Consider the following 22,950-nt stretch of genomic DNA (forward strand, 5'->3'; position numbering starts at 1 on the left):
TAAAATTAAAAAGAAAAAAGGTATAAAAAATGGAACAAAAAAATAAACAATGATTTACTATTACTAGGCCAATTAATTTTTTAGGAGTAAAAACAATAATTCAAGATATTAAAGAGTTACCCAAAATTTACAAAATTTTATTAATTATTGTTGGTGGAGTTGTAACATTTTTATCTTTTTTTGATTTTAACCATTTAATTAATAGTACAACTAGTCCTTCTTTTTTTACAATTACAAATGTATTAAGTACTCCAAAAGTTTATTTAGGAAATATGCCTAAATGAGTTGATGCCATATTATACTGTTTAAGTGGTTTAGCTAGCTTTACTGGTATCTTAAATGTTTTTTTAATTAGTTTAGGTAAGATGAGTACTTATTTTTGGGGGTTAATAAATGCAATTATTTTTGGCCTGTTTGCATTTGATTTTGGCTATACTGGAACTGCGCAACTAAATCTTTTCTTTTATGTTCCTTTTCAGTTTTTAGGATGGTATTCTTGACAACGTACTCTTGTTTATGGCCAAACATCATCCGTTCAAGCAAGAAAGACAACATGATGAATTATTGCTCCGTTAGCCCTAGGGGCTTGTGCAATTTTGACAGTGCCATGGTACTATGAAATTCCAGCTTTTCATTACGCAATTGTCCAATCAGAATATGCGTACGTAAATCAATTTTTACCTCACCTTTTTGATAGTTTAGTAAATAGTTTTGCTATTATTGCTTGCTTGCTAATGTTCTTACGGATCAAAGAACAATGAATTTTATGAATTATTTTAAATCTTTTACAATTTTCAATGTTTTCAGGGTTAACTAGTTTAATTGCTCATCAACCAGTCATAATTAATATTAATATTTTAATACAAACAATATTTTTTATTGGTAATTCGGTGATTGGTTTAATAGCATGAAATAATAAAACAAAACAAAAAATAATTCCTACATTATAGGAATTATTTTTTTAACTAAAATTTTAATTGCTTTATCTGCAATAACATTAATTAATTTTACTTAAATTTTAGTTTAATTTGATTAAATGCCAATGAATTTAATAACACTACTAATTGGCTAAAGCCCATTACAACAGCCCCCAAAATTGGTGGAATAATCCCAACCATAGCTAACGGAATTGTAATTAAGTTATAACTAAAAGCCCAAAAAAAGTTTGTTCAAATAATCTTTCTTGTTAATTTTGTCAAAACAAAAGCTTTGTAAATATTAAAAATACTTGGTCGAATTATTGTAATGTCACTACCATTAACAGCCCCAGCATTTTCTTCTCCCATCGCAATGGCAAAATCTGCTTGTTGTAATGCTACTAAGTCATTAATTCCATCCCCAACATAAGCTGTCACTTTCCCACTATCTTGAATTGTTTTAACTATTTGCGCTTTTAACATTGGGTCAACTTGGCCATGATAATTTGGAATACCTAAAGCATCCGCTGTTATTTTAACACTGGTTAGATTATCCCCACTAATCATATGTAATTCAATTCCTTGTTTTTTAAATTTACTAATTGTTACTTGGGCATCACTACGAATTTGATCAGTTAAAATAATTATGTTAGTGATTGTTTTGTTAATAGTTAAAGCAACTAATGTTGCATTAGGATGTTTTAATAACGCTACTTCGTTTTTAACAATATTAGGATATTGCATTTCAACAGCATGGGAATATTCTAATAATTGATATTCTTTATTTTGATATTCTCCTGTTAGACCCTTTCCAGGTTGTTCGGTAAAATTTGTAAATTTAAGATCAGGAAAACTCTTTTCACCAAAAAAAGCGATAATGCTTTTAGCAATTGGGTGGGCAGATAGTTTTTCTAATTGATAAATAAAACGATAATTCTCTACAGAACCAATAATTTTTTCAACTGTTAAGACTCCTGTTGTAATTGTTCCTGTTTTATCAAACGCAATTGCATCAATTTTATTAATTTTTTCAAAAGCACTCGTGTTATTAAAAATGATTCCCTCTTTAATTGCTTTCCCAAAACCAACAGCTACTGCTAAGGGGGTTGCTAATCCTAAAGCACATGGGCAACTAATAACAATAACTGTAATTGCAATGTTAATCCCCTTTGGTAAATTTGCGGGATTAAAATAAAAATACTGGGCTAAAAAAGTAGCCAAGGCTATTAATAAAATAAAAGGTGTAAATCATTTCGCAATTCGATCAGCAATTTGTTGCATTCTTGGTTTTTGACTTTGAATTTCATCAACTTTTTGTAAAATATTAGCTAAGACAGTGTCGGCCCCAACTTTCTGCGCTTTGAAATAAAAGGGTTCACCCATATTAATGGTCCCGCCAATAACATGATCACCAACTTTTTTTGTCACAATTGCGCTCTCCCCTGTTAGCATTGCTTCATTAAGATAACTAACACCCAACGTGATTACGCCATCAACTGGTACTTGCTCGCCTTTTTTAACTAGTAATAAGTTATTAAGTTTAACAAGGCGGGTATTAACTACGGTAATATTATTATTTTCATCAACAAGGTTTGCGCTTTGGGCCTGCAAGGAAACAACATCTTTAATCCCCACCGTTACTTTTTGTTGCACACTAGTATTAATTAAATTACCAATTAGCATCATTGTGATAATAGTTCCAGCAACTTCAAACAACAACATATAAGCACTAGCGCTAGCAATAATATAAATGCTATACCCATAGGCTATTAAGGTCCCTATTCCAATTAAGGTATTCATCCCAATTGAATGTCATTTAAAAATTTCCCGATACATATTAAGGTAATAATTGCGACCACAATAAAACATGATAACTGTTGTTAACCCTAATTGTAATCATTGATTATGTAGTACGTTTAACCCTGGAATCATTGCCAATAATAATGGTAAATCACAGCAAATTGCCAGAACTAATTCATAGGTATTTCTAATTTGGCGTTTTGATCATTTTCGCTTTTGTTGGTTAGCCATTTGTTTAACTTAAACCATTTCTGCTGATAATTCATCATAATCAAAACCAGTTTTTTTCATTTTTGCCAAAATATCATCTTTACTAATTTCATTGGGATTAAAAGTTATTGTAACTGTTTTTGTTGCCACCCCAATTAGTAATTTAATCGCAACTATTTTTTGTAATTTTTTTTCAATTGCATTAGCACAACTACTACAATTTAATTCGGGAACATAAAGTTTTAATGTCATCATAATTGTCTTCTCCTTTGTTAAGGTAATTTTAGCACTAATTTAAAAATTAAAAAGAGGTCAATAGACCTTTTAATTATCTCATTTAAAAATTCGTAAGTTAATTCAAACGCTTAGCACTGATAATAATATTAATCCCCCAATAATACTAAAGTAAATTCCTATTCCTAATGGGCTCGTAATAACTGTGGTGTAATTATTGCCAAAAGCCATTGGAATAAAGACCACCATTATAAAAGCTCCCCCCACAAAAATTAAACTGAAAATTGTTGAAATTAAGGTTTGCATTGAACGTGAATAAACTAAAACAACAAAAATCAAAATTAAACAAGTCACAAAAATCGTTGAAAAAATTGATAAAACAAAACCTAATAAAGTAATTATTGAAAAAACATTGCTAAAATTCAATTTTAAACTAGCGGTAATAATAATGCTTGTAATTAAAACTAACAGATCAGTAATAATAACAAGGGTTAAACAATAGAACAATGATATTAAAATAAAACCAAATGGTTTAATTCCTAATAACCCAATTCGTTTATAAATCACGGACATTTTTAAATCTAATAAAAATCCAACAATAACATAAATCGAAATGGCACTGCCAATTGCAATAAAGGTAATTCCTAATTTTAAATCATAAAATCCTTTTACTCCATTAAAAAAACCTTGAAAAACAATTGCTAAGGGAATGATAATTAAAGTGAAAATGGCAACAACTTTTTGACGTTTTAAATAATTAATAAAAAAACGATATAGCGCTAAAATATTAATATTTTCACTAACTAATAAACTATTTTTTGTTTTTATCAACGTATTTTTTTCATTGTTTTGCTCATTTATCATTTGACACCTCCTGATTTAAATTACTATTGCTAATATTAGTTGGTTGAATTTGATACTCTTTAAATTTTTCTTTTACAAATTTTTCAACTGTCCCAAATTCGCGAACAATTTCTTGGACGTTGCTAATTTTTTGAATAACGCCATTAACCATAAAAATTAAGGTGTCACAAAAATTTTGAATTTCATCCATATTATGAGAAATAATAATTAAGCCTTTTTCTTGATCACCAAGAAATTGTGATAAAAGGTCATAAATTCGTTCTTTACTTTCCAAATCTAAGCCAGTCGCTAATTCATCAAGAATAACTAAATCAGGATTAATAATTAACGCTAATAAAATATTAATTCGTTGTTGTTGTCCCCCAGATAATTTTGAAATGTCTTTATTCATTAATTCTTTCACATTTAGCGTTGTTAAATAACTTAAAATTACTTCTGGCTCTAAATATAGTTTATAAGCTTTTAAGTAGAGGTTTAAAATATCATAAGCAGTTGTTCCTTTTGGATATTTTGACTCTTGTAATTGCATACCAATCCGAACGCCATATTCTTTTAGGGCTTGACCACTGGAAGGACGACGTAATTGTGCTAAAATTTCACATAAAGTAGTTTTCCCACTCCCGTTTGGCCCAACAATTCCAATCCGATCACCTTTTTTCACCTCTAAATTAATATCTGATAAAACAGGCTCATGATTATAAATTTTTGAAATATTTGTTGCTTTGACTAAATACTTATTTTCTTGTTGCATTTTGGCACCTTCCTTAATAAAGTAATTATAACTAAAATTTAGCTATTTTTTCTCTTTTAATAAATCATCAAAGGTAATTTGCAATTCTTTTGTTTCATCAATTGCCAAATCATTTTTAAATTGTGTTTTATCAACTTTTTTGTTAGTTGGTTTTTTATTGGTAAAATCAACTTTAATTAATTTTTCTGGTTCTGGTATTTCTGATGTTATTGTTTTTTTAGTAACTAATTTTTCAACTGTCGTTGTTACTTTTCCAAATGACTTTAACTTAAATTCAGTTGGACTAACCGTTTTGGTAGGTTCCTTTATTTCTGGTTCTTTTACAACTTCCGAAACTGGTGAGATACTTTCCGCAGATTTTATCTGCTGTTTTTGTTCTTCTTTTTTAGCTAATAATTTTTCAACTGTCGTTGTTACTTTTCCAAATGACTTTAACTTAAATTCAGTTGGACTAACCGCTTTAACAGGTTCCTTTATTTCTGGTGCTTTAACAACTTCTGAAACTGGTGAAATACTTTCCGCAGATTTTACCTGCTGCTTTTGTTCTTCCTTTTTAGCCAATAATTTCTCAACTGTCGTTGTTACAGTTTGTGGCTTTACTTTGTTAGCCACATCAGGAACTGAAGGAACAGAATCTTCATTTTTTCCTTCTTGTTTCACTTCTTCAACTATTTGTGTTGATGAAAGAGAGTTACTAATTGTTGTATCATCTTCTTTAACAGGCTCATTGAAATTTATCATTATCTTGTTTTGCGGGTTGAGGTCAACTTCATCATCATTTTTACTAATCGATGTTTGATCTTTAATCGCCCCTTTTTCACTTGCTACTTTACTTGGTGTTGAGACTGAACTTTTTGCTGGTGTTACTGAAGCTTTACTTTGCTTTTGATTTGCAGCAACGGCTTTTTTAACCCCAGCTTGACTAGGATGTTTTGGTTCACTCGGATTTACAGTTGGACTTGCCACCGATGGAATTTGTTTTAAATCATAAAATGTTGGAATTACGGCGTTAACAATGTTTTTTAACTCAAATTCACCAGCTGGTAATGCTAATCCAGTTACAGGTAATTTATCAACTTTAAAAACATTAATTTCATCATTTGCATTTAAAACATTTAAGACATCTTTATTTTTTGCAATAAATAATAATTTAACTAATTCTGGTGATTTTTTATTTTGTTTAAACAGACGAGCACCTTTAATTGGCCGAGCTGATAATGCTAATTCAGTTGTGGCAATTCGTTTGGCAGTTCCATGATCGGTCAACAATAAAATTGAGTCATCTTTACAGTAACCAGCATTAACGACAATATCATCTTTTAAATTAATTGCCTTAACCCCAGCTGTTCGTAATCCTAAAGTTGGGATTTCACTAGCTTTATATTTAACAGCAAAACCATTTGCTGTGGCAATAATAATATATGGTTGTTTTGTCACTAATTGACTATTAACAACTTCATCATCTCCTTTTAGGTTAATCGCACGAATCGCTTTACTAATTCGCGTTGCCATAAAATCAGGGACAGCTGTTTTTTTAATCATTCCATTTTTTGTTGCTAACATAATATAATTATCAGGTTTATTAAAATCATTTAATAAGTAACAACCAATAATTTTTTCTTCCCCTGGTAATTCCGAAATTGTATTAACATGTTCACCAATATCTTTAATTTTTGAAACCTTAATTTTGTAAACCGGAATAATAACATAATTTCCTTTTGAAGTTATTAATAATAATTTATCTAAGGTATTAGCTTGTAAATCAGCAATTCAAAGATCATTTGGCTTACGTTTAAAATCTTCATTTGCCAAACGCGCTAGTTGATTATTTTCTAATGCTTTAATATAACCATCATATGATACTCAAATATTTAAATCTTTTTCAATAATTGTTTCAGTTTTTTCAATTTCAATTGTTTCAATTTCTTCTTCAATAAAAGTACGACGAGGAGCATTAAACTTATTTTTAATTAATGTTAATTGTTCAACAATAACACTATTTAATTTATTAATGTCACTTAAAATTGCTTCTAATTCTGTAATTAAATTTTTCAATTCTTTTTGTTCAGCTTGTAATTGTAAAATGTCAGTTGATGTTAAACGATATAAACGTAACTGCACAATTGCTTCCGCTTGTAATTGGGTAAATGAAAATTTTACCACTAAATTTTTAATGGCATCTTGGCGATCTTTAGAATGACGAATCACAGCAATTACTTCATCTAAAATGCTAACTGTTTTAATTAAACCATCAACAATTTCTGAACGTTTAGTTGCTTTAGCAAGTTCAAATTTTGAACGGTTTGTGACAATCTCTTGTTGGTGAGCAACATAATAACCAAGGATTTCTTTTAGTCCTAGTAATTTTGGTTGTTTATTAGCAATTCCAACAATATTAAAGTTATATGAAACTTGCAAGTTAGTATTTTTCAATAAGTATTTACGGACTGTTTCATAATTTGCTTGTTTACTTAATTCAATAACAATTCGTAATCCTGTTCGATCAGTTTCATCTCGAACTTCTTTAATATTCAAGCCTGGTTCATTATATTTAATATCATCAATTTTCTTAACTAAATCTTGTTTAACAACTTCATAAGGAATTTCAGTAATAACTAAATTATTGTTTTCATTAGTAATTTTACTACGAATAATAATTTTTCCTTTTCCTGTTTGGTAAGCATCAATAATTCCTTGTTTGCCTTGGACAATTCCTCCCGTTGGAAAATCAGGGCCTTTAATAAATTTTAGTAACTCTGACAAACGACAAGTTGGTTTTGATAAATAAAAAATTGTTGCATCAATAATTTCTGGTAAATTATGGGGTGGGATATTTGTTGCATATCCAGCTGCAATTCCTGTGGCCCCATTAATTAATAGGTTTGGGAATAACGCTGGTAAAACAACTGGTTCTTGTTCAGAATCATCAAAGTTTGGAATAAAAGCCACAGTATCTTTTTCTAGATCTTGTAATAAATAACTAGCAACTTCACTTAATCTTGTTTCGGTATAACGCATCGCCGCTGCTGGGTCCCCATCAATTGAACCATTATTTCCATGCATATCAATTAATGGATAACGAACTTTTCAGTCTTGTGATAAACGAACCATCGCATCATAAACAGAAGTATCACCATGGGGGTGATACTTCCCAATTACTTCCCCAACAATCCGTGCTGATTTTTTATAGCTCGAATTAAAAGTTAAATTTAATTCATTCATCGCAAAAAGGATTCGTCGTTGAACCGGTTTTAATCCATCACGCACATCAGGTAAAGCACGATCTTGAATAATGTATTTGGCATAACGACCAAAACGGTCTTCCATAATATCATTTAAAGTATAAATTAAATTTTCTGGTTTAACATTATCACTCACAATGTTGGTTTCCTTTCTTATCTATTACTGTTGAATAATTGTTGGAAAATCATCTTCTAAAGTAAATTTAACATTTTCATCAATTCATTCTTTTCTTTTTTTGGCGTCATCACCCATTAAGGTTACAACTTTTTTATCAGCTAATGAAGCATCATCAATTGTTACAGCAATTAATTGGCGGGTATTTGGATCCATTGTTGTCTCTCACAATTGTTCGGCATTCATTTCCCCTAATCCTTTATAGCGTTGTAATTCAAATTTATCTTTGATTGTTTTTAGTTTTGCTTTTAATTCATTTTCATCTCAAGCATAATCAATTTGTTTTGTTTTAGTATTAAAAATTTTAAATAATGGTGGTAAAGCAATATAAACACGATTATTTTCAATCAAATCTTTCATATAACGATAAAAGAAAGTTAATAATAATGTTTGAATATGGGCACCATCGGTATCAGCATCGGTCATAATAATGATTTTACCATAATTAGAATCATCAATATCAAATTCTTTTCCAACCCCAGCTCCAATCGCATTAATCATCACATTAATTTCTTCGTTTTTTAATAAATCTTCTAGTTTTGATTTTTCGGCATTAATTACCTTTCCTCGTAATGGTAAAATTGCTTGGAATTTTCGGTCACGCCCTAATTTGGCACTACCACCCGCTGAATCCCCTTCAACTAAAAATAATTCATTATCTAATTTATTTTTACTTTGTGCTGGAGTTAATTTTCCTGTTAATAAGCGCTCTGAATTTTTTTTCTTATTCCCACGAGCAGCTTCACGAGCCTTACGAGCTTCTTCACGAGCATTCCGCGCCAATAAGGCTTTTTCAATAATCGCATAAGCACTAGTTTTATTTTCGGTCATTCAAAACCCAAATTGACTAGTAACAATACTTTCGACGGCACTTTTGGCATCAACAGTTCCTAATTTTCCTTTTGTTTGTCCTTCATATTGAATTAAATTTTCTGGAACTTTAACGGAAATAATAGCAGTCAAACCTTCACGGGTATCAGTTGAATCTAAGTTTTTATCTTTTTCTTTTAATAACCCTTCTTTACGGGCATAGTCATTAATTACGCGTGTTAAACCACTACGGAATCCAACAACATGGGAACCCCCTTCACTTGTTTTAACATTATTGGCAAAACTCAAAAGGTTTTCATTAAATTCAGTTGAATATTGAATTGCAATTTCAACATCAATATTTTTTTCATTTCCTTTTAATAACATAATTGGAGTAATTGTTTTTTTTCCCTCATTCATAAAAGTAATAAACTCTTCTAACCCATTATTAAAAAGATATGCAACTTGTTTTTCAGTTCGTTCATCAAATAATGTTATTTTTAACCCACTATTTAAAAAGGCTGATTCCCGAATTCGTTCTGAAATTGTTGAAAATGAAAAATCAATTACCTTAAAAATCTCTGGATCAGGAACAAAATGAACTGTTGTTCCTGTTTTTGTTGTGGTTCCAACTGTTGTTAATTTTTGACTTAGTTTTCCCCCATGTTCAAATTTAATTTCACTGATCTTTTTATCACGATAAATCACAACATCAAACTTAACTGATAAGGCGTTAACAACTGATGAACCTACCCCATGTAAGCCCCCAGAAGTCTTATAGCCGTCACCACCAAATTTACCACCAGCATGTAAAATCGAAAAAATTACTTCAGGGGTTGATTTACCCGAACTATGTTTACCAACTGGAACTCCACGACCATTATCTTGGACAGTAATTGAATTATCCTTATGAATTGTGACATTAATTTCATTACAAAAACCAGCTAAGGCTTCATCAATTGAGTTATCAACGATTTCTCAAACTAAGTGATGTAGACCACGAATATCAGTTGAACCAATATACATCCCTGGGCGCTTTCGAACAGCATCTAAACCTTCTAAAATCTGAATTGAAGATTCATCATAATTTGTTTTTTTTGTTTGCTCACTCATCTATTGAACTTCCTTTTTTTATCTCTTTCTATAATATATTATATTATAACTGTAATATTTACAAATATTTTAAATTAATTTATTATTATAGTATACTTAAAAAGATTTAAAGATAGAGGTGAAGAAAATGGAGATTTATGGTATTATTGGCACAATTATTGGGTCAATTATCGCTTATTTAATTGGTTCTTTTAGTTGATCAATTTTAATTAGCAAATTAATGTATAAAGTTGATGTCCGGGATTATTATTCAAAAAATGCGGGGGCAACAAATACAACTCGCGTTTTAGGGAAAAAATGAGGATTAGCAGTAACTTTCTTAGATATGGGAAAAGTAATTGTGACAATGTTTATTGTTTTTGGAATTAGTTGTATTAATATTAATGGCGTTAATTTTGGGGCAACTAGTTATTATATTCCGGCTTTCTTCGTGTTAGTTGGACATTGTTATCCAATCTATTACCGTTTTAAAGGTGGAAAAACAGTTGCATCATTTGGGGGGTTATTATTAATGGCAAACCCCTACTTGTTCTTAATAGCCGCCGGAACTTGATGAATTACCATCTTTATTTGAAAACGTGTTTCGGTTTCATCAATTTTAGCAGTATTTTTAGTTGCTTGTTTATGTTGGGTCCCACAAATTAGTGGTATTAGTGTCATTAATTTTGATGGAAATTTATTAGCTGATTCAAAAATTATTTGATTTAACCAATTTCACCACCTTGCAAATAATTATAATAACTATTATGATAGTTTAGCATTAATTAATATTGTTATTGTTTTAGGAGCAATTTTGTCAATTGCTCGCCACCACGAAAATATTGCCCGCTTATTAAAAGGAACAGAACCAAAATTTGATTTCAAGAAAAAATCATCTTTAGCTACTGGGGAAATTAGCCGTGGTAGCAGTAAAACAAAAAAAATCGCACAAGAACCAAAGAAGAAAGAACAAGACATTGTTTCAAAAAAATAAAAACTTAGGATTATCCTAAGTTTTTATTTTTTTATTCTACTGGTGTTTGTTCTTGTTTTTCATATTGTTTTCGTTCACTAGCATTTAATCATTTCTTACGTAAACGAATATTTAATGGTGTAATTTCAACTAATTCATCATTTTCAATAAATTCTAATGATTCTTCTAAATTCATAATGATTGGTGGTGATAAGCGAATGGCATCATCATTTCCAGCTGATCGCGTATTTGTTAACTTTTTATTTTTACATGGGTTAACAACTAAATCATTACTACGACTATGAATTCCGACAATCATTCCTTCATAGACTTTTGTTCCTGGAGTGACAAATAAACTTCCGCGTTCTTCTAACGCCCCTAAAGCATAGGCGGCTGTTGTTCCTAATTCATTTGCAATTAAGACCCCATTACCACGACTAGGGATTTCACCTTTATATTGTTCATAACCACTAAATTTACGAACTAAGATTCCTTCTCCATGAGTTGCATTAATAAATTCACGTTGATAACCAATTAAACCACGCGTTGGAATACTATATGTAATCTTAGTATGAGTTCCGACCATATCCATATTTAACATTGTTCCTTTACGTAAATTTAATTTTCCAATTACTGTTCCTGAATACTCATCCGGAACAGTAATAATCACTTCTTCCATTGGTTCTAATAAGACATTAACATCATCACGGCGTAGAAGAACTTCTGGTTTTGAAACCGCTAGTTCAAACCCTTCGCGGCGTAGATTTTCTAATAAAATCGATAAGTGTAATTCTCCCCGTCCTGAAACACGGAATCCATCAACACTTGAATCACTTAATGGTTGGACACGTAATCCGACATTAACTTCTAATTCTTTTTCTAATCGTTCTTTAATATTACGAGTTGTAACAAATTTTCCTTCTTTTCCAGCAAATGGTGATTTGTTAACTAAAAAGTTCATTGCTAAAGTTGGTTCTTCAATTGTAATTGGTTCCATTGCAACAACATTATTTTTATCACAAATTGTATCTCCAATTGAAATATCACTAATTCCAGCAATAATAACAATATCCCCAGCAACCGCTGTTTGTTTTTTAATTCGTTTTAATCCTTCATAGACAAAAACACCAGTAATTTTTCCTTTTGCTAATTGACCATCATTTTTAGCAATTGTCACTTCTTGCCCTTCACTAATTGTTCCAGCAAATAAACGCCCAATTCCTAAGCGCCCAATATATTCATCAAAAGCTAAAGAACTAACTTGCATTCTTAATGGTTCACTAGTTAAATCCGGATATGGTGTGACATGATTAATAATTGTTTCAAATAACGGAATTAAATTTTCTCCTTGATCAGTTAATTCTTTTTGCACAATTCCTTGTTTAGCAATTCCATATAAAACTGGAAAGTCTAATTGTTCATCAGTTGCTCCTAAATTCATAAATAATTCTAAAGCTTCATTAACAACTTCCGCTGCTCGTTGATCTTTTTTATCAATTTTATTAATTAATAAAATTGGACGTAACCCTAATTCTAATGATTTTTGCAATACAAAACGTGTTTGGGGCATTGGCCCTTCACTTGAATCGACTAATAAGATTACTGTATCAACGGTTTTAATAATACGTTCAATTTCTGATGAAAAATCAGCATGGCCAGGGGTATCAACAATATTGATTTTATAATCCTTATAGTTAATCGCACAATTTTTTGCATAAATTGTAATTCCCCGCTCTTTTTCTAAGGCATCACTATCCATTATCAGGTCCACAATTTGGGCATTCTCATGAAAAACACCACTTTGTTGCAATAAAGCATCAACTAACGTTGATTTACCAGCATCAACATGGGCAATCACGGCAATATTAATAATTTTTTTATGTTCCATTTTTTTCTCCTCAATTATCATAACTAATTAATTATACTTGATATTTTTAAAAAAAGATAATCAATTAATAAATCGTTTTAATAATTTACGTTGTTGATCATAATTCTGGTTGATCACTAATATGTTATTTTCTTTGATAAATTTTCTAATGTATAATTGTTTTTAATTTTATGTAAATGGTCATTTTTATCTTAACATAAAATAAAAAAATCCTATCTATTAAAATAGGATTAAATTTAATAAACAAATTATTTTTATACTTTAATCCTTATAAAATTTAGATATTAAGAGTAAAAAATGCATTACAAATATTAAAAAATTTAATCATGCATTTATTAAAATTTAACTAAAAAATAAATCAGAATAATCAAAATAATTATTTTTTATTCAGTTCTTAATTTATAAACTGAAGCTTCAACAGATAACATAAAGAAATCTCCATTTGGAAGTTGAACTGTTCCAAAAGCGGATTTGCGAAAAGCCTCAACTTGTTCTTTAACAGTACCATCATCATTTAGTTGATAATTTGTTTGCATGCTTGTTGCCAAAATCGTTTCATCCTTCAATTCTATTATAGAATAAATGCCATTTTTAAAATCACCAACCTTTTTAATAATCTTACCTGCCATTGTTAGTTGAAAAATTCTTCCTCCAATAGAATTCTTTCATCCTCCAGCCAAAATAGTATTATTTGATAATTTTACTAGTGATGAAATTACCACGCCAAGATTTTCCTGAACTGTTGCAATTACTTTGCCATCTTTATTTAATTGATAGATTGCCCCATTATATCCTCCAGCCAAAATGGTTCCATCTTCTAATTGTAAAAAAGAAGTAATGGTATAAGAGTTCTGAATTTTTTCTTGATTAATAACTGAACCATCAGAATGCAAATGTCATACAGTCTGTCTCCCAGTTGATACTAAAATAGTGTTATCATTTAATTTACCAATTGCTTTAATCGAATTGTCGTCGCCCATCTCATCATTAATTTTTGATTTAAATGTTCCATCTGAATTAAGTAAATATAAACCAGTATTTGTTCCAACTAATATTTTTTTGATACTATCTAAATATAATATTCCATTACCACTTGTAGCATCATTAAACTCAGTTGAATCAGTAGTTGGTATTGAACTAATTACAGTACCAATATCTTTATTAAATACACGATAATTAACTTGAATTGGGTCAGTATCTAAAATGTAATCTTCATTATATTTTGTCGATACTTGAATAAAAGCAGAAGAATTAAGAATTGTTCCCTTTTCAACTTCAATTGCTTTTAGATTTACTTCCGGATTCTTTTCCCCAATTTTATTTATGATTGTATCTTCTTTTTTATTTAAAATATCCTCAAGATTAACGTCAGTTAAAACTTCTGATAATAATTTACGATTACTTTGACTAAAATATAATTTTAAAACATCACTATTTAAATAAATTTTACTATTTTCAATGACAGTTAAGTCAACTTGCAAGACATCATCACCAATCTTATTAAAATTTTCTATTTTAACATTACTTGTAACCAAATCAGCATTTTCAATAGACCCTTTAACTATATCTAATAGTTCCTCTGACGTCCCGCTAGTGACAGTTTTTGGAAAATTTACTTTTTTAACATCAGTTGCTAATGTTATTAACTCTGGTAAGTAATTTACTTCAACCGAAGAATTATGCAAATAAATATTACTTGATGATTTTACAAAAACACTAGCTTTACTAGCTTTAATATTTTTAAGATAAAGATCATCTTTTTTCAAATTATTATTTTGGGCCACTGCAGCATTTAAAATAGTCTCTTCTCTATTATCAGGAATCGGTCCTAAATTACGCTTTGTTAATACTTCTGCTAAATCAATACGTCAATTTGGATCTGATGATTGTGAGCCAGCAATTTTATTTTCAATTCGTGTAAAATATCATCCTAAGGTTCCAGCAACTACTCCGATAATTAAAATAAAACCTAAACCTAAGCTTAAAATTAGTTTTTTAATCTTTGACATATGTAAAAGATGTTGACGATTCATAATTAACATTTGTCGACCAAAATGATTTTTTAAGGAATTACTATTTTCATTAATAAGTTTTGAAGCAATTAATTCTGTTTTCTCTTTTTTAATGACAGCTAATTGTTGTTGATTTGTTGATTTTTCTTTAATTCTCTCAATTGTTGCTTGTGATAATGTGATTACATTATTTACCATATTTAACTTGGGTGATCCATCACCATTATATAAATCCTCTTTTCAAAAGAAAGCATAAGAATCATGTTTACAGAAAATAAAAGCTACAGGAATAACCCCATTGTCTTCATCAATATCGTGGTTTTTATCAATATTACATTTAAATAATTCTAAATCATCTAAATCTTTTAAAATGTTTTTCTTAACAGCACTAACAACTTTTTTAAACTTTTGTTGGCAACTAGTACACATATTGTCGTAAAATACTTGCATTTTATTTTTCATATTCAGTTCACCTCCAAATGATACAATATAAATATTTTTAATTACTTGGCGTAATTATATATTAAAACATAAAAAATTATTACTATTTTTGCAAAAAAAAAAAAAAAAATCAAAAAAATGAAAAAAATTGGTAAATTAAGTTCCAAATAAAAAAATATTAAATATTTAAACTATACTTCAATAAAAAACCGATAATTATGGATATCTCCAATTTAAATATCAAAAAGACTGAATAATTTCAGTCTTATAAAATATAAGTTTTCAAACAACCTTTTTTTATTCAGTTAATAAATGTTATTTTGTCAAATCAATTAACCGTTCACGACGTAAACGAATTAAAACAATCATTGTAATTGCACTTGTCAGAACAAATAACGCTAGAATAACTATCACAATACTTTGCCATGAAAAGACTAATTCAAATAATAAACCCGTTAAAGAAAAAATAAAACTAGTTAATAATTGCCAAGCATAGAAGGAAATTAAGAATGGTAACCCTAAACCAATCACAAAAGCAATTATATATCATGATAAAACATAATTCATAATTTTAAAGTTACTATAGCCCATTGCTTTTAAGGTTGCCATAATTCCTTTATTTTCCTCAACTACAATATTAACTAAAACCATTAAAATAAAGGCCACAATAATAAAAGTAAAAATAGCTGTAATTTGAATTAATAAAGTAGCATTTTTAAAAACATTTTCTAAAGATGTTTGTAATAAATCAAGGGGCATTAAACTATTTGCATTATTTAAAATTGCCGTTGCATATATTACAGCCTCATTTTGATCTTTAGCTGAGGTTGGGGTAAAGTAAATATAATTTTCTGGTTTTAAACCATTTTTTGAATAAATTGTTAAATAATGTTCAGGTTGAAAGCCTTCTTTCCGTTTGGAAATCAAGCGATTTTGGCCAAAAACTTTTTTATCAACTTGATCTGGAATTCGGTCAATCCCTAATAAACTCCGAAGAGTTTTACTATCCATATAAATATTATTGGTTGTAGTATCATTATTTGTATAACCAACAACTTGTAATAAGGTTGTTTGATAATCTTTTGGCGAAGTTTTAACTTTTCATTCAAATGGGTGAGTAATGGGAATTTCATTACTATATCATATTTTTTTTGAAACAACAATTGGAATAGCAGTTGAATTTGATAGTGGTTTAAAAAGATTATTAACATAGCTAGTATTATCATCAAAATTATAATAATCAGCAAAATTAGTTTCTTGGTCTAAACCAATAACACTCGCTTGGCGGATTTTAGTATTATCTTCTAATTGTAAAGGTTCAATTGAGGTTGAAAACAATGGTAATTCATCATTTGAATCATAAATAAATTTTCCAAAACTTAAATTTGGGATTGATGGCTGTAATTTAGCATTTTGTAAATAAAATTTGATTTTGACAAATAATTCTGGTGTCGTTGCAGATTGAACTGTGCTTAATAATTCATCAAAAGATTTACTATTAATTACTTGTTTTAAATAATCACCATTAAGACACTTATTCATCATTGGTTGAGAGATAATTCTAATTATTTCGTTTCCTGGTTTATTTTTACCAACTTCGTCGTTTTGATCCGTAAAAGTAATTGGCATATATTTATTTGCTCATTCTCACGAACAATTAAAACTATTTTCATCAATATCTGCTGGAAAGATTTCTGACTCTGGAATTCAATTGTAATTAAAAGTAGTTGGGTCAGGGTTTATTGCTAATTTATCATTTGCCAGTTGATATGAAAACTGAAAAGGAATATCAATTACTTGGGTTGTTTTTTGGGTATACGGTGTTCGAACACTAGCAACATATTTATTAAATAAATCAATAGCATTAAACTCAAAAAACAACACTAAAGTTCCAAAAAGGAAAGTTAACAAAGTTGTAATCCATTTTGTAATTGATTTTTGGGCAAAAGAAGTGGCAATTTTGACACCAAATGGTAAATAAAGGACGGGTTTTTTACGAATTGTTCTAAATTTTTTCCCAATTTTAAGACTATTAAATTGTTTTTGATTATTAATTAATGTTAACGGATTTTTATTCAATAAATTAATCGTAATTAGCATTAAAATCATTATAAAAATTAATGGAATAGTGACCAGAAAAACAGCAAAAATAATTCAATTGTTATAAAAATCACTAAATGGTAATAATGCAAATGGTTTGTATAAAATAATAAAGTAACTAGCAAACCCAAAGGCAAAAATATAACCTAAAATTGAACCTAAAATAATTGTTAAAACAATTGGAACAATAATACTTAAGGCTAATTGCCAAGTACTATAACCAAGTGATTTTAAAATCCCTAATGTTTGATGTTGAGCGGCAATATCACGTTTAATAAAAAAGTACATAATCGTTAAAATAACCAAGCTGGCGGCAAAACAAACTACGGCAAAAATAATATAATCAATCAAAATTAAAATTTCTTGTTGACCAGGTTCCCCAAAATCATCATACTTAGTAATTGTTTGATTTCAAGTTGTTGAAAAATAGTTAGTTATTAAAGTATTTAACTCTTTAAAACTATTATTAAAATTATCATTATTGTTAAAGCGGATATAAGCTTGATAATTATTTGTTAAAGCCGGATTATATTCAAAAATATTTTTATAGCCATTATCGGTCATATAAACCAAAGCAAAATTAGTTGAAGATGAACCATTGTAATTACCATTAATTGTCCGAAACGCTTCTAACATTAAATCACTATAACGATAACCATTTCCAACAATTTCAAATTGATTTGGTTTACCATCTTTCACCCCTAAATTAAGCAAATCATTATTTTTTAAGCCATTTTTACTCATAAAATAACTATTAACAAAAATTTCACCATCACTAATACTAGTCGCTGTTTTAATATTGTTACTAATATCAACACGGTTTAAGTTATTATTGCTTCACAATTGATTTATGTTATGGTGAAAAGCATTAATTAGATGATAAGTTGTCTCATTAATTGTTAAATCGGCACTATTATCAACCATCAGTTCTCAATTTAATGGTTTTTTTGTTTGGGAATCTAAGCTAGTTGTTAAAATATTTTTTAGACTATAAATTAAATAGTTACAATTTACTCCTTTAAATTCTTCAACAAACTGGGATAATGATTTTCCAGGTTTAAAACTTAAATTATGTTGACTAATAAAAGTTTGTAATTGATCAGTAATCCCTTTTTGTGAATCAAGACAAACTTGGGTATTATTATTTGTTTTTTCAATAAATTCAATTCAATCTGAAATCATCGTTTTTTGATCAAAGTTAGCAAAACCAATTCAATCACTTGCTAAAGCATTATAACTACGACTATTTAAATCCATTTTATTTAAATTGACATGCGTATCATAACGAATTGAATTGTTAACTGCATTTGTATATAAGACATCTAACTGAGCATTATAATTAAACATCCCAGCAAATACCCCAACTGATAAAATTAATAGAAAAAAGATTGATAAATAGTTTAATAGTTTTTTTGAAATATACTGTAATGAATTTTTAATTAACTTATTGATAAAATTCACCCTCTTCCCAAGAAAAACATGTTTGTTAAGGATAAAAAAGTTTTTATAGTCTACTAATTAAATTATAATAAAAAGTTAGCAAGATAGCATTAAATTATCAATAATATTTTTAATTTTTTTACTTGCTAATAATAAATTAGTTTTAAATTCAACTTCCGAATTAATTGGCGAAAAAACCTGGTCACTAATAATTTTAACTGCAACAATTGGAATGTTAAAACTATAAGCTGTTTGGAAAAAAGCTGTTCCCTCCATATCACTAACAGTAAGTTCGACTGGGATTGCTCTTAAATGTGCTAAATGATTTGAACTATTAATAAAAACATCACTTGTTCCTAACAATCCCACTTTAGCATCAGGGGCAATCTTTTTTAAACAAGTCATTAAGGTTTGATCACTTTGATAACCAAATGGTTCTTGGGGAATTTGTCCTAATTGATAGCCAAAAACTGTTGCATCAGCAAAAGTATAATAAGCTTTTTCAATAATAACAATATCTTGAATTTTAACTGTTGGGATTAAACTCCCTGCTGTCCCTAAATTAAAAATTTTACTAATGTCAAAATTTTGAATAATTGTTGTTAAAGCAATTGCAGCATTAACTTGACCAATTTTTGTAATAGCAAATAATCAATCATTTTTTTGATAAACTTTTAAGCCATTTTTATTATGAATTAATTGTGCTGCTAAACTAGTTAATGTTTCGCTAAGTTCTTCAGCCATTGCACTAATTATTAATTTCATTAAGATTTTCCTCACTTTGAAATTGTTTTAATAATATTCTTGCCGATTCCTGACAACCCATGCTTGTCAACTGCCCGCTGATATTGCATAATAATTAATTCCTGGAATGTTTTTTCCAAATTAATTTTTGCCAATTCACGGTAATGTTCAACCTCATCATAATGACGTTCTTTTGAAATTTTATCAGCAATAAAAGTAATCATTTCTAATTTTGTCATTGATCGATGACCGACCGTATGTCATTTGATCGCTGATAAAATTTCTTCATCGTTAAATAGTAATTCATGTTTTAAATAATAATATGCACTATAGCCATGTCATGTTGGCATTGGCTCACTAACTAATTCTGGCGCATATTTTAATAAATAAGCCTCTTGTTTTTCAAGCGATCATTGTTTTGTCACATCATGTCATGTTCCAGCAATTAAAGCTTGTTGGGGATTTAAATCATAAAGTGTAGCTAATTCTTGGGCGGCTTGCCCAACATTTAAACAATGCTGGTAACGTTTTTCATCCATTTGCGATTCTAACCGTTCTGGTAAATATAATAAGTGTTCATTAATATAGTTATTAATAGCCGGAATTTGTAAAGTTAAATTCTTTCCCGCCCTTAAATCTGTTGATGCTAAAAAATTATTATTTACAAACGGAATCGTAATAGCTTGATACTTTTGCAATAACTCTGGGGAAACTTCTTCTGAGCGTTGTAAAATAATAAATGTTTGAATTTTAATTAATTCGTTTATATTATTTCATTCATCTAATTTTGGTAACTGGTCAGAACCAATAATAAAATAAAATTCAATGTTAGGGTTACTTGCTTTTAATTTAACAACCGTTTCATAAGTAGTGCTTGGCTCATTATTTTTCAATTCAATATTATTAATTTTGACATACGAAATATCATTAACGGCTAAATTGATCATTGCTAAACGATCAGTAATTGGAGATAATTTTCTTGTTTTGAAAGGATTTTGGTTAGTTGGAATTATTCAAATTTCATCAACTGGCAATGTAGTTTTAACTAATTTAATAATTTGTAAATGATCAGTATGAAAAGGGTCAAAACTACCACCAAATAAAGCTACTTTCATTCTCCAAAATCCTTTCTGTTTTAATTTATTTTTGTTTAATCCCTAATTCTACTAAAACATCTTCAACAGTATCACGGACAATTTTTTGTAATTGATCAATTGATAAGGTAATTGTCATTTCATCATCCATTTTTTTAGGTTCTTTTTTTGCTTTTCCCCCCGGTTTTGGTTTAGATTTTTCAACAGCTGTTTTTGGAACAAAAACCTTTTCACCATTAGCATTAATAATTACCTCTTCCTCATCAAATTGTTCTTCAGTAATTTTGTTATTTTTAAATTTATGGTCATCACGATGCGATGCATTAATTCGTGACATAATATAGTCCATTCTATCATTAAAATTACGTTCTTTAATTTGATTTAACATTTGTTGAAATTCATTTGGTTGGGCTGTTGCATTGTCCCGCAAATTTTTTAATTGCTCTAACCGTTCTAATAAATTTTCATGTTCATTCATATTTGATTCACTTTTAATAACATTAATTTTATTACGTGCTTGTTGCAAAATACTTGAGATATTTTCTGGTTTGCCTTTTGAATTAGTTTGATTATCATTAAATTCTGCTTTTGGAACTTCATTATTTTCAATCGGTGATATAACTGGGTCATCATTAAAATGAAAGCCACTAACTGCTTCAATTTCATCATCATATGAGCTTGCTGTTTTTAAACTAGTAATTTCGCTCTCATTAAGTTTTTTGCGTTTGAATCAGTTTTTCATCTTGTTTTCCTTATCTAAAAAATATAAATTCCTATACGATTATTTTATCAAATTTTTTATGACAAAACATTAATTAACTTAAATATTCTTAATAAAATTAAGAAATAATGGTATGATAAAGTTGTAATTGACAGAGGTAGCTTATCTTCAAATGATAAGTTTGAGAAATACTCTTAGAACCTGATCTAGTTAATACTAGCGGAGGAAGTTCAAATTATGGCATCTATTATTAAAATAGATATTTTACTTAATTTGAATCTCATATGTTAATTATTGTTAATTTAATGTAAGGAGATTTTTTTTATGACAATAACAAAAGAACCACAATGAAAAAAGATTTTAATTACCAATAAAACTCTTCTTTTTATTTCTCTAGGCTTATTTTTAAGTTTTTTTCTTATCTTTGTTACTCTTAACAACGAACAACTAATAACAATTTTCCCAGCTCTTACTGTTGAAACTGTTGATAATATTAAAAAGTTTTTAATTGCCTTTACAACGCTTGGTTTAATTTTTAATGTCTTATACTCAATTAGTAGTTGATTATGTACAAAAGATGAATATCTCCATTATAAAATGCAGTTTATAATGCTAAATATCATTGGTTTAAATCTAATTAATTTAACTTTTAATTGCGTTGTTTATTTATATTATCGTCACGAAATTAAATGACAAATTAATGACCAATCATTTTGAAAACAAATCAAAATTAAATTGGGATTTTGAAAATGACAAACCTTTGATTATGTTTTAATTGCTCTTTTTGCTAGTTTTACGATTGCTTTAGGGTACATTGAGAGCTACTTTTTACCTAATCTGCCCTTTGGTGGCGGTTTAGCCCTAAAATATATTCCTTTAATTATCATTGCTTTTCTACATTCTAGTTTAGCTGGTTGAATAACGGGAGCTATTAGTGCCTTAATGTCTTTACTGTTTATTCAAGCTGGTTATATTATTTCCCCCTGATCATACTTATTAGACTATTTTTTACCAATGACAACACCAGCGCTAGCTGGATTAATGCGCTTTGCCGTTAAAAAAGATAAAAATTATATTACTTATGCTAACTATTTTATTCTATGTATCACTATTTTTTTAATTATTTACTTATGACAAGTAATTGGGGGCTATTTTATTTGAACAACTGCCTTCCCTGATTCAGTTTGGCCAGGTTATAGTAATTGATTATACAGTTTAATTTATAACTTTATTCATTTATTTATTTTTACCTATCCCTTATCGCAAGTTGTTATTCCCCTATCGTTACGAGCATTAGCACCTATTTTTTGGGAACGTTATTTAAATAGTTCTTATTAATAGAAAATATCAAGGTAGTCTTAAAACAGTATTATTTTTTACCATATAAAAATGTTTCTTCTAACTACTAAATTTAATAATAATCTGCTACGATTTTTATTAAA

Annotated in this window: 15 protein-coding genes and 1 riboswitch; of the genes, 3 read left to right on the plus strand and 12 right to left on the minus strand. The window is 28.8% G+C overall.

The annotated features are described in order from the left end of the window. The first annotated feature begins 29 nt into the window (after nt 1-29). Nucleotides 30-950, plus strand: coding sequence for a nicotinamide riboside transporter PnuC (pnuC, locus tag SSYRP_RS02765; RefSeq protein WP_016340788.1), 921 nt, complete (start codon nt 30-32; stop codon nt 948-950). A gap of 57 nt (nt 951-1,007) precedes the next feature. Here the strand turns inward: pnuC and SSYRP_RS02770 are convergent, their stop codons facing one another. The 6 genes from SSYRP_RS02770 to parE form a co-directional block, all read right to left on the minus strand. Beyond that, nucleotides 1,008-2,948 (minus strand): heavy metal translocating P-type ATPase, encoded by a 1,941-nt coding sequence (locus SSYRP_RS02770; RefSeq protein ID WP_016340789.1) that lies wholly within the window; start codon nt 2,946-2,948, stop codon nt 1,008-1,010. 9 nt (nt 2,949-2,957) lie between these two features. Further along, nucleotides 2,958-3,182: a heavy-metal-associated domain-containing protein gene (locus tag SSYRP_RS02775; RefSeq protein ID WP_016340790.1), complete on the minus strand. Its 225-nt coding sequence runs from the start codon at nt 3,180-3,182 to the stop codon at nt 2,958-2,960. Nucleotides 3,183-3,251: 69 nt separating this feature from the next. Next, entirely contained in the window at nt 3,252-4,025 is a 774-nt protein-coding gene (locus tag SSYRP_RS02780; protein ID WP_016340791.1) for a hypothetical protein, read from the minus strand. After that, nucleotides 3,973-4,776 carry an ATP-binding cassette domain-containing protein gene (locus SSYRP_RS02785; RefSeq protein WP_016340792.1) on the minus strand — a complete coding sequence of 268 codons (804 nt, stop codon included), beginning with the start codon at nt 4,774-4,776 and terminating at the stop codon, nt 3,973-3,975. The genes SSYRP_RS02780 and SSYRP_RS02785 overlap by 53 nt, the downstream gene beginning before the upstream one ends. Before the next feature lie 42 nt (nt 4,777-4,818). Then, complete coding sequence (parC, locus tag SSYRP_RS02790) at nt 4,819-8,154, minus strand: DNA topoisomerase IV subunit A (RefSeq protein WP_016340793.1); 3,336 nt, start codon at nt 8,152-8,154, stop codon at nt 4,819-4,821. A gap of 24 nt (nt 8,155-8,178) precedes the next feature. Further along, nucleotides 8,179-10,116: a DNA topoisomerase IV subunit B gene (gene parE, locus SSYRP_RS02795; protein ID WP_016340794.1), complete on the minus strand. Its 1,938-nt coding sequence runs from the start codon at nt 10,114-10,116 to the stop codon at nt 8,179-8,181. 127 nt (nt 10,117-10,243) lie between these two features. On the opposite strand from parE, the gene plsY reads away from it, so the two are divergent. Continuing rightward, complete coding sequence (gene plsY, locus SSYRP_RS02800; protein WP_016340795.1) at nt 10,244-11,089, plus strand: glycerol-3-phosphate 1-O-acyltransferase PlsY; 846 nt, start codon at nt 10,244-10,246, stop codon at nt 11,087-11,089. Nucleotides 11,090-11,120: 31 nt separating this feature from the next. On the opposite strand, the gene typA is transcribed toward plsY, so the two are convergent. From typA to SSYRP_RS02830, 6 genes are all read right to left on the minus strand, one after another. Beyond that, nucleotides 11,121-12,956, minus strand: coding sequence for a translational GTPase TypA (typA, locus tag SSYRP_RS02805; RefSeq protein ID WP_016340796.1), 1,836 nt, complete (start codon nt 12,954-12,956; stop codon nt 11,121-11,123). Nucleotides 12,957-13,339: 383 nt separating this feature from the next. After that, nucleotides 13,340-15,430 (minus strand): PQQ-binding-like beta-propeller repeat protein, encoded by a 2,091-nt coding sequence (locus SSYRP_RS02810; RefSeq protein WP_016340797.1) that lies wholly within the window; start codon nt 15,428-15,430, stop codon nt 13,340-13,342. Nucleotides 15,431-15,724: 294 nt separating this feature from the next. Further along, nucleotides 15,725-18,970 (minus strand): ABC transporter permease, encoded by a 3,246-nt coding sequence (locus SSYRP_RS02815; protein ID WP_016340798.1) that lies wholly within the window; start codon nt 18,968-18,970, stop codon nt 15,725-15,727. 75 nt (nt 18,971-19,045) lie between these two features. Beyond that, on the minus strand, nt 19,046-19,714 hold the full coding sequence (mtnN, locus tag SSYRP_RS02820; RefSeq protein ID WP_016340799.1) for a 5'-methylthioadenosine/S-adenosylhomocysteine nucleosidase: 669 nt from the start codon (nt 19,712-19,714) through the stop codon (nt 19,046-19,048). Next, on the minus strand, nt 19,714-20,808 hold the full coding sequence (locus SSYRP_RS02825) for a nicotinate-nucleotide adenylyltransferase (protein ID WP_016340800.1): 1,095 nt from the start codon (nt 20,806-20,808) through the stop codon (nt 19,714-19,716). The genes mtnN and SSYRP_RS02825 overlap by 1 nt, the downstream gene beginning before the upstream one ends. 25 nt (nt 20,809-20,833) lie before the next feature. Next, nucleotides 20,834-21,529: a hypothetical protein gene (locus tag SSYRP_RS02830; protein WP_016340801.1), complete on the minus strand. Its 696-nt coding sequence runs from the start codon at nt 21,527-21,529 to the stop codon at nt 20,834-20,836. Nucleotides 21,530-21,651: 122 nt separating this feature from the next. Next, a riboswitch (TPP riboswitch) is annotated at nt 21,652-21,754 on the plus strand. A 78-nt stretch (nt 21,755-21,832) separates the two neighbouring features. On the opposite strand from SSYRP_RS02830, the gene SSYRP_RS02835 reads away from it, so the two are divergent. Continuing rightward, on the plus strand, nt 21,833-22,846 hold the full coding sequence (locus tag SSYRP_RS02835; protein ID WP_016340802.1) for an energy-coupled thiamine transporter ThiT: 1,014 nt from the start codon (nt 21,833-21,835) through the stop codon (nt 22,844-22,846). Nucleotides 22,847-22,950 lie beyond the last annotated feature (104 nt).

Source organism: Spiroplasma syrphidicola EA-1 (assembly GCF_000400955.1).
In the GTDB taxonomy this organism is placed as follows: Bacteria; Bacillota_I; Bacilli_A; order Mycoplasmatales; family Mycoplasmataceae; genus Spiroplasma; species Spiroplasma syrphidicola.